We start from the raw sequence: 5226 nt of genomic DNA, 5'->3' as shown, positions 1-5226 counted from the left end.
CGGCGACATCGTGGAGTTCAAGACCGGCATCCCCTCCGGTGCCAAGAAGTGAGCACCAGGCCCGGGTTCGCCATTCGTCGGGGTCATGGGCTGCCCCTGATCTTCGTGCACGGGTCTGGTGTGGATCATCATATCTTCGATGACCTGGAACCCGTCTTTGAGCGGGTCGGCGGCTTCGAACGGATCTACCTGGACCAGCCCGGCTTCGGCCGCACACCGCCTGACCCGTCCATCCTCGATCTGGACGGTCTGGCCCGGTGGCTGGATGACCAGGTGGACATTTTCAGCGGTGGTGGCCCCTTCGCTCTGGTGGGCAACTCCCTGGGCGGGCTGCTCAGCCGCCACGCCGCGGCCGGTCGGTTGGACCGCTGCCGGGGGATGGCCCTGCTCTCCTCGGTGGTTGACCCTGTGACCGCCCACAGGCGCCTGCCCCCGCGTCAGGTATTGGTCCGGGAAGATCAGAGCCTGGCCGATGTGGACGAGTTCACCAGACATGCCTACCGGCAGATGGCCGTGGTGGAGTCCCGGGAGCATCTTGAGGCCTACCAACACACCATCATGCCCGGCATTCGTTCGGCCGATGCCGATACGATGGCTCGAATGGAGGGGCACTACCAGCTGGATATGGACTTCGACCAGGTCTGGTCCGGATTCATCGCCCCTGTGCTCTTCGTCTGCGGCCGCCAGGACGACCGTGTAGGCTACCTGGACCAGTTCGACCTGGCCTGTCGTTTCCCCCGTGCCTCCTACTCGGTGCTGGACCGGGCCGGTCACAATGTGCAGATCGAACAGACTACCCTGGTCTGCGACCTACTGGAGGACTGGGCCAGGCAGGTGTTGAAAGGCTGAGTCCGTCCTAGTGTCTTTTGTTACTAAAATGAACTGTGCATACAGGTTCATTCAATGGCGATGAAGGGGAAGGACATGGCTGTCTGGGGATTGGATAGCAAACGCCTTAAGCGGCGTGTGCTTGCCATGCTCCGTTGGCTGCTGGACCCTGTCCACCGCAAGCCTGTGGTAGTGACAACCGCCCTGCTGACGCTGTTGCTGACAGTCATGATCGTCAACCTGCTCCAGCCGGTGGATCCGGCTCATGCGGAACGATCCGCAGGTGCCAGCGCTTTTGGCGCATCTACTGTTTCGGTTAGACGATTCCCCAAGGTGCACCGTCCAAGCAAATCCGAGTCCTCCTCATCAGCCACAAGTGATCAGACGAAGTATCAGACAAAGGCTAAGAAAGCAGATCCTGATGGTTCTTCCACCCATCCTGTTGATTGGCTTAAGCCTTCGCAGCAGGTCGATTACCCGGATCCTGCGGCCCACCCCGGCCTCTCCCTGGAGGTAAGCCTTCAGGACCAGCGGGTCTACGTGCGTGACGGGTCTCAACTGCTCTACACCATGTATGCATCGACGGGCATGGATGACTCCACGCCCAGGGGCAGTTTCCGCATCCAGGCCGAGCGCGGCGACCACTTCTACAACTCCAGCGAAGGGATGGGCGCCCGCTACTACACCAGTTTTCTGAACCATGGAGTCTTCCTCTTCCACTCGGTCCCCACTGATTCCAAGGGCAGCTACATCAAGGAAGAGGCCGATATGCTGGGCATCCGCCCTGGTTCCCACGGCTGCATCCGACTGACAGTGTCCGACGCTCGATGGATCATGCAGTCCGTGCCCACCGGCACCCCCGTCCTGGTCAACTGAATTCTTCTTGTAAGCCGGGATAGTCGCGTCCAAAATGTGACCGTTCGCCGTCGTGCCTGCTCTCGGTTTTCTAACTTTGCTCTACCACAGAGAGAACTATCGAGAGGAAGTGGTCAGGAATCATGCAAAAGGTGCAGCGGTTCAGTGACTGGTTGACTAAGTGGTTCATACTGGTGGTCCTAGTTTGGGCCGCCATCAACTTCTTTGTCCCGCAGATTAGCATTTGGGCCCGCAGCTACACCAACTACTTCCTGAGCATTATTCTCTTTGGCATGGGGTTGACCCTGAGCCTGGACGATTTCAAGCGAATCGTCAAGATGCCGCTCATGGTCATCGTCGGCACCATAGCTCATTACCTGATCATGCCTCTGCTGGCCGTGCTGCTCTGCCGCATCTTCCGGCTGGACGGCATGATTGCCGTGGGTGTCATCCTGGTGGGCTGCTGCCCCTCGGGAACCTCATCCAACGTCATGTCTTACCTGTCGCGTGGCGACGTTGCCCTGGACGTGTCCATAGGCTTGCTTTCCACACTGTGTGCGCCCTTCATGATCCCCATGCTGATGAACCTGCTGGCCAGCCAGTATGTGGCCATCCCCACCAAGCAGCTCTTCCTGACCGCACTTGAGGTGGTGCTGATCCCCATCGCCCTGGGCCTGGCCGTCCACGCCATCTTCAAGGAGAAGGTGCAGAAGGTGACCGTAGCCCTGCCGGCAGTCTCGCAGATTGCCATTCTGGTCATCATTGGTGTGGTGGTCTCGGTCAACCACGCCAAGCTCTTCACCGCTGCCACCGCCTTGGTTCTGCCGGTGGTCATGCTCCACAACCTGTGCGGGTACGGGCTGGGTTTCCTCTTCAGCCGACTCATGTACCGGATTTACCCCAAAGGCTTCCGCTACGCCCAGCAGAAGGCCATCACCTTCGAGGTGGGCATGCAGGATTCGGGACTGGGTGCGACCCTGGCCCTGCAGGCCTTCGCAGCCGACCCGATCGTGGCCATTCCTTCCACCTTCTTCAGCGTCTGGCACAACATCTCCGGCTCGGTCCTGTCCGCCTGGTGGCGTCGGCATGACGACCGTCTCGGGATTGCCGCCGACTCCGCCCAGGGTCGTCCTGAGCCGGCTCGCGCCTGATTCCGGAACGCCTTGATTGCTGGCTCGACCTGCTACATGTCCGGTCCGGCCAGCAGGAAGCCCAGGGTCGTCAACAGAGGCGGCAGGAAGATAGATGCCGATAGATAGCCCAGGGCTGCCAGGTGCCGTCTCTGCCGGGCCAGGGCCAACACTTCGTTGACCGCTGTCGAGAAGGTGGAGAAGCCACCTAGCAGTCCTGTGGCCAGCAGCAGCCGTCCCCAGTTAGGCAGTCCGTGGAATGTGGCCAGGGCGGCCACCAACCCTGCGGCCAATCCGGCCAGCAGGTTGATGATCATGGTCGACAGGGGCAGATCCACCTGCCAGCGGGCCTTGACCAGGGTATCCAGCAGGTAGCGCAGTCCGGCCCCCAGGCCGCCGCACAGGCAAATCAGCAAAGTGAATGCAATGGTCATCGCGCACCCGCCTGGATGTGCGCGGCCAGACGCGCTCCCAGCGCTGCCATGACCCAAGAGACCATCAGGCCTCCGGCAAAGGAGACCAGCAGGTAGGCAAGGGTTGCCTGGATGTGACCGCCCGACAGGCCTTGGACCAATTCCAGCGAGAGCGTTGACATGGTCGACAGCCCTCCGCACAGGCCCATGCCCAGGCCCTTGTTGGTCAGCTGCCTTCGGCGTGCGTGTGCGCTTTTGGGTAGCCCGGCCAGGAAGGCGGTCAGCAGGGCGTAGCCTGCACAGGCGATCAGGTTGGCCAGGAAGGTTCCCGCATGCAACGGTCCGGTCTGGCCTGGCAGCAGGCTCAGGGAATACCGGCATCCGGTGCCTAGGGCTCCACCTAGAATCACCGCCACAGCTGTGGCCATGTCAGGTCTGGTAAGGGGTTTGGTCATTGAAGGCCTCGGTTCCCGACGGATCAGCGTCCGCAGGGACGGGCTGAATGGCATGCACCTGCACCCGGCCCGTAGACGGGATCGTCGAATCGTGGTGCAGGAACTATCAGCAGTTTGCGGTTCGGGGCTCAAGCTCCGGGCGGGTTCCATCGCCCGGAGCCCATTCTATGAGTGGAAGTGGACCGTAACTGACGTGGCTGCCGCAACAGCTCACTCGGTGTGGTTCTCCGGATCCAGGGTCAGCCGGTCGTCGTCGGCGTCGTAGTCGAAGAGCTCGCCGTAGCGGCCCCAGGTGATGGCGGTGTCAAACTGCTGGACGGCCTCCTTGTCCGAGTGGTGGGCCCTCAGCAGGTCCAGGATCAGGGAGCCATGCAGGCTCTTGTCGTCGCTGTTCTTCAGAGCCCGGTCGATGATGCGGATCAGCGGGACGTGGTCCATCAGCATCTGTGAGAACATCTTCTTGCTCTCCAGAATGTCCGCGTCGTGCCAGGCTCGGCCCTGGTCGGTCAGCCTGACATGTCCGTTGTCCGCCTGGAAGATGCCCAGCATGAGCCCGGCGTCGATCAGGGGGAAGAGGTCGTCCACTTCGAAGGAGAGCTTGGCGGCCAGGTCGGCCAGGTCCATGCCGTTGGGCTGGTTGACCATGACATCGGCCAGACCGGCCAGGCCGCCGGGGGTTGCGTCGGGCAGGTTGCGCTCGGCGGTCTCCTCGTCCCGCACCGAGTCCCGCACGGCCTGACGGTTGCGCACCTTGGTCTGCAGACGGCGGCGGATGTCCTCACTGTCGCGTTGGCCGGTCAGGATGGAGTAGAGGTAGTCCACGCAGGACTGGAAGAGGTCGGACTGCTTGTCCCGAGGCCTGTCCAGGTTGATGGGCACGTTGGCGATGACTCGGCCGGGATGCGAGTCCAGGACCAGGACCCGGTCGGCCATTTCCACGGCCTCTTCAATGTTGTGGGTGACGATCAGGACCGATTTGACGCTGCCAGCCTCCTCGGACCAGACCTTGAGGACCTCCTGGCGAAGGTTTTCGGCGGTCAGCACGTCCAAGGCCGAGAAGGGCTCGTCCATGAAGAGGGCGTCCGGCTTCAGAACCAGGGCCCGGGCGATGCCCACGCGCTGGCGCATGCCGCCGGAGAGCTCCTTGGGGTAGGCGCTTTCGAAGCCGTCCAGGCCTATGGCATCGATGGCAGCCAGGGAGAGTTTCTCGCGTTCCTTCTTGGGCACGCCCCGGGCCTGCAGGCCCAATTCGACGTTGTCTTTGACAGTCAGCCAGGGCATCAGGGCGAAGCTCTGGAAGACTAGGGCCACGCCGGGGTTGGGCCCGTCCAGCTGCTTGCCCCGGTATTCGACGCTGCCCTTGCTGGCTGGAACCAGACCGGCGAGGATGCGCAGCAGGGTGGACTTGCCGGCGCCTGAGCGGCCCAGGATGGCCACCACCTCGCCCTCGTGCAGGGTGAAGTCAATATTGTCCAGGACGGTCAGCTCCGCGCCCTTGTCAGACTGGTAGGTCTTGGTCACGTGCTCGGCCGTGATGATCCCGTT

6 protein-coding genes and 1 riboswitch are annotated in these 5226 nt (G+C 62.2%); of the genes, 3 read left to right on the top strand and 3 right to left on the bottom strand.

What is annotated here, in order from left to right; genetic code table 11:
• From AC0AP0_RS08540 to AC0AP0_RS08530, 3 genes are all read left to right on the top strand, one after another.
• Positions 1 to 849, top strand: an 849-nt coding sequence (locus AC0AP0_RS08540; RefSeq protein ID WP_490430158.1) for an alpha/beta fold hydrolase, incomplete at its 5' end; no start/stop codon positions are given.
• Between the two features lie 54 nt (positions 850 to 903).
• On the top strand, positions 904 to 1704 hold the full coding sequence (locus AC0AP0_RS08535) for a L,D-transpeptidase (protein ID WP_490430157.1): 801 nt from the start codon (positions 904 to 906) through the stop codon (positions 1702 to 1704).
• Between the two features lie 122 nt (positions 1705 to 1826).
• Positions 1827 to 2834: a bile acid:sodium symporter family protein gene (locus AC0AP0_RS08530; protein WP_198219181.1), complete on the top strand. Its 1008-nt coding sequence runs from the start codon at positions 1827 to 1829 to the stop codon at positions 2832 to 2834.
• A gap of 32 nt (positions 2835 to 2866) precedes the next feature.
• Here AC0AP0_RS08530 and AC0AP0_RS08525 read toward each other — a convergent pair whose 3' ends face one another.
• The 3 genes from AC0AP0_RS08525 to AC0AP0_RS08515 form a co-directional block, all read right to left on the bottom strand.
• Positions 2867 to 3247 carry a fluoride efflux transporter FluC gene (locus AC0AP0_RS08525; protein ID WP_490430156.1) on the bottom strand — a complete coding sequence of 127 codons (381 nt, stop codon included), beginning with the start codon at positions 3245 to 3247 and terminating at the stop codon, positions 2867 to 2869.
• Positions 3244 to 3681, bottom strand: coding sequence for a FluC/FEX family fluoride channel (locus AC0AP0_RS08520; RefSeq protein WP_490430155.1), 438 nt, complete (start codon positions 3679 to 3681; stop codon positions 3244 to 3246). The genes AC0AP0_RS08525 and AC0AP0_RS08520 overlap by 4 nt, the downstream gene beginning before the upstream one ends.
• Positions 3682 to 3771: 90 nt before the next feature.
• Positions 3772 to 3844: riboswitch (Fluoride riboswitch) on the bottom strand.
• 47 nt (positions 3845 to 3891) lie between these two features.
• The gene (locus AC0AP0_RS08515) at positions 3892 to 5220 is read right to left on the bottom strand and encodes an ABC transporter ATP-binding protein (RefSeq protein WP_490430159.1); all 1329 of its coding nucleotides are present in this window, start codon (positions 5218 to 5220) and stop codon (positions 3892 to 3894) included.
• Between the last annotated feature and the right edge of the window lie 6 nt (positions 5221 to 5226).

Source organism: Bifidobacterium sp. POST2/T3 (B1) (assembly GCF_058197115.1).
This window is presented reverse-complemented; position numbering and strand designations above follow the sequence as displayed.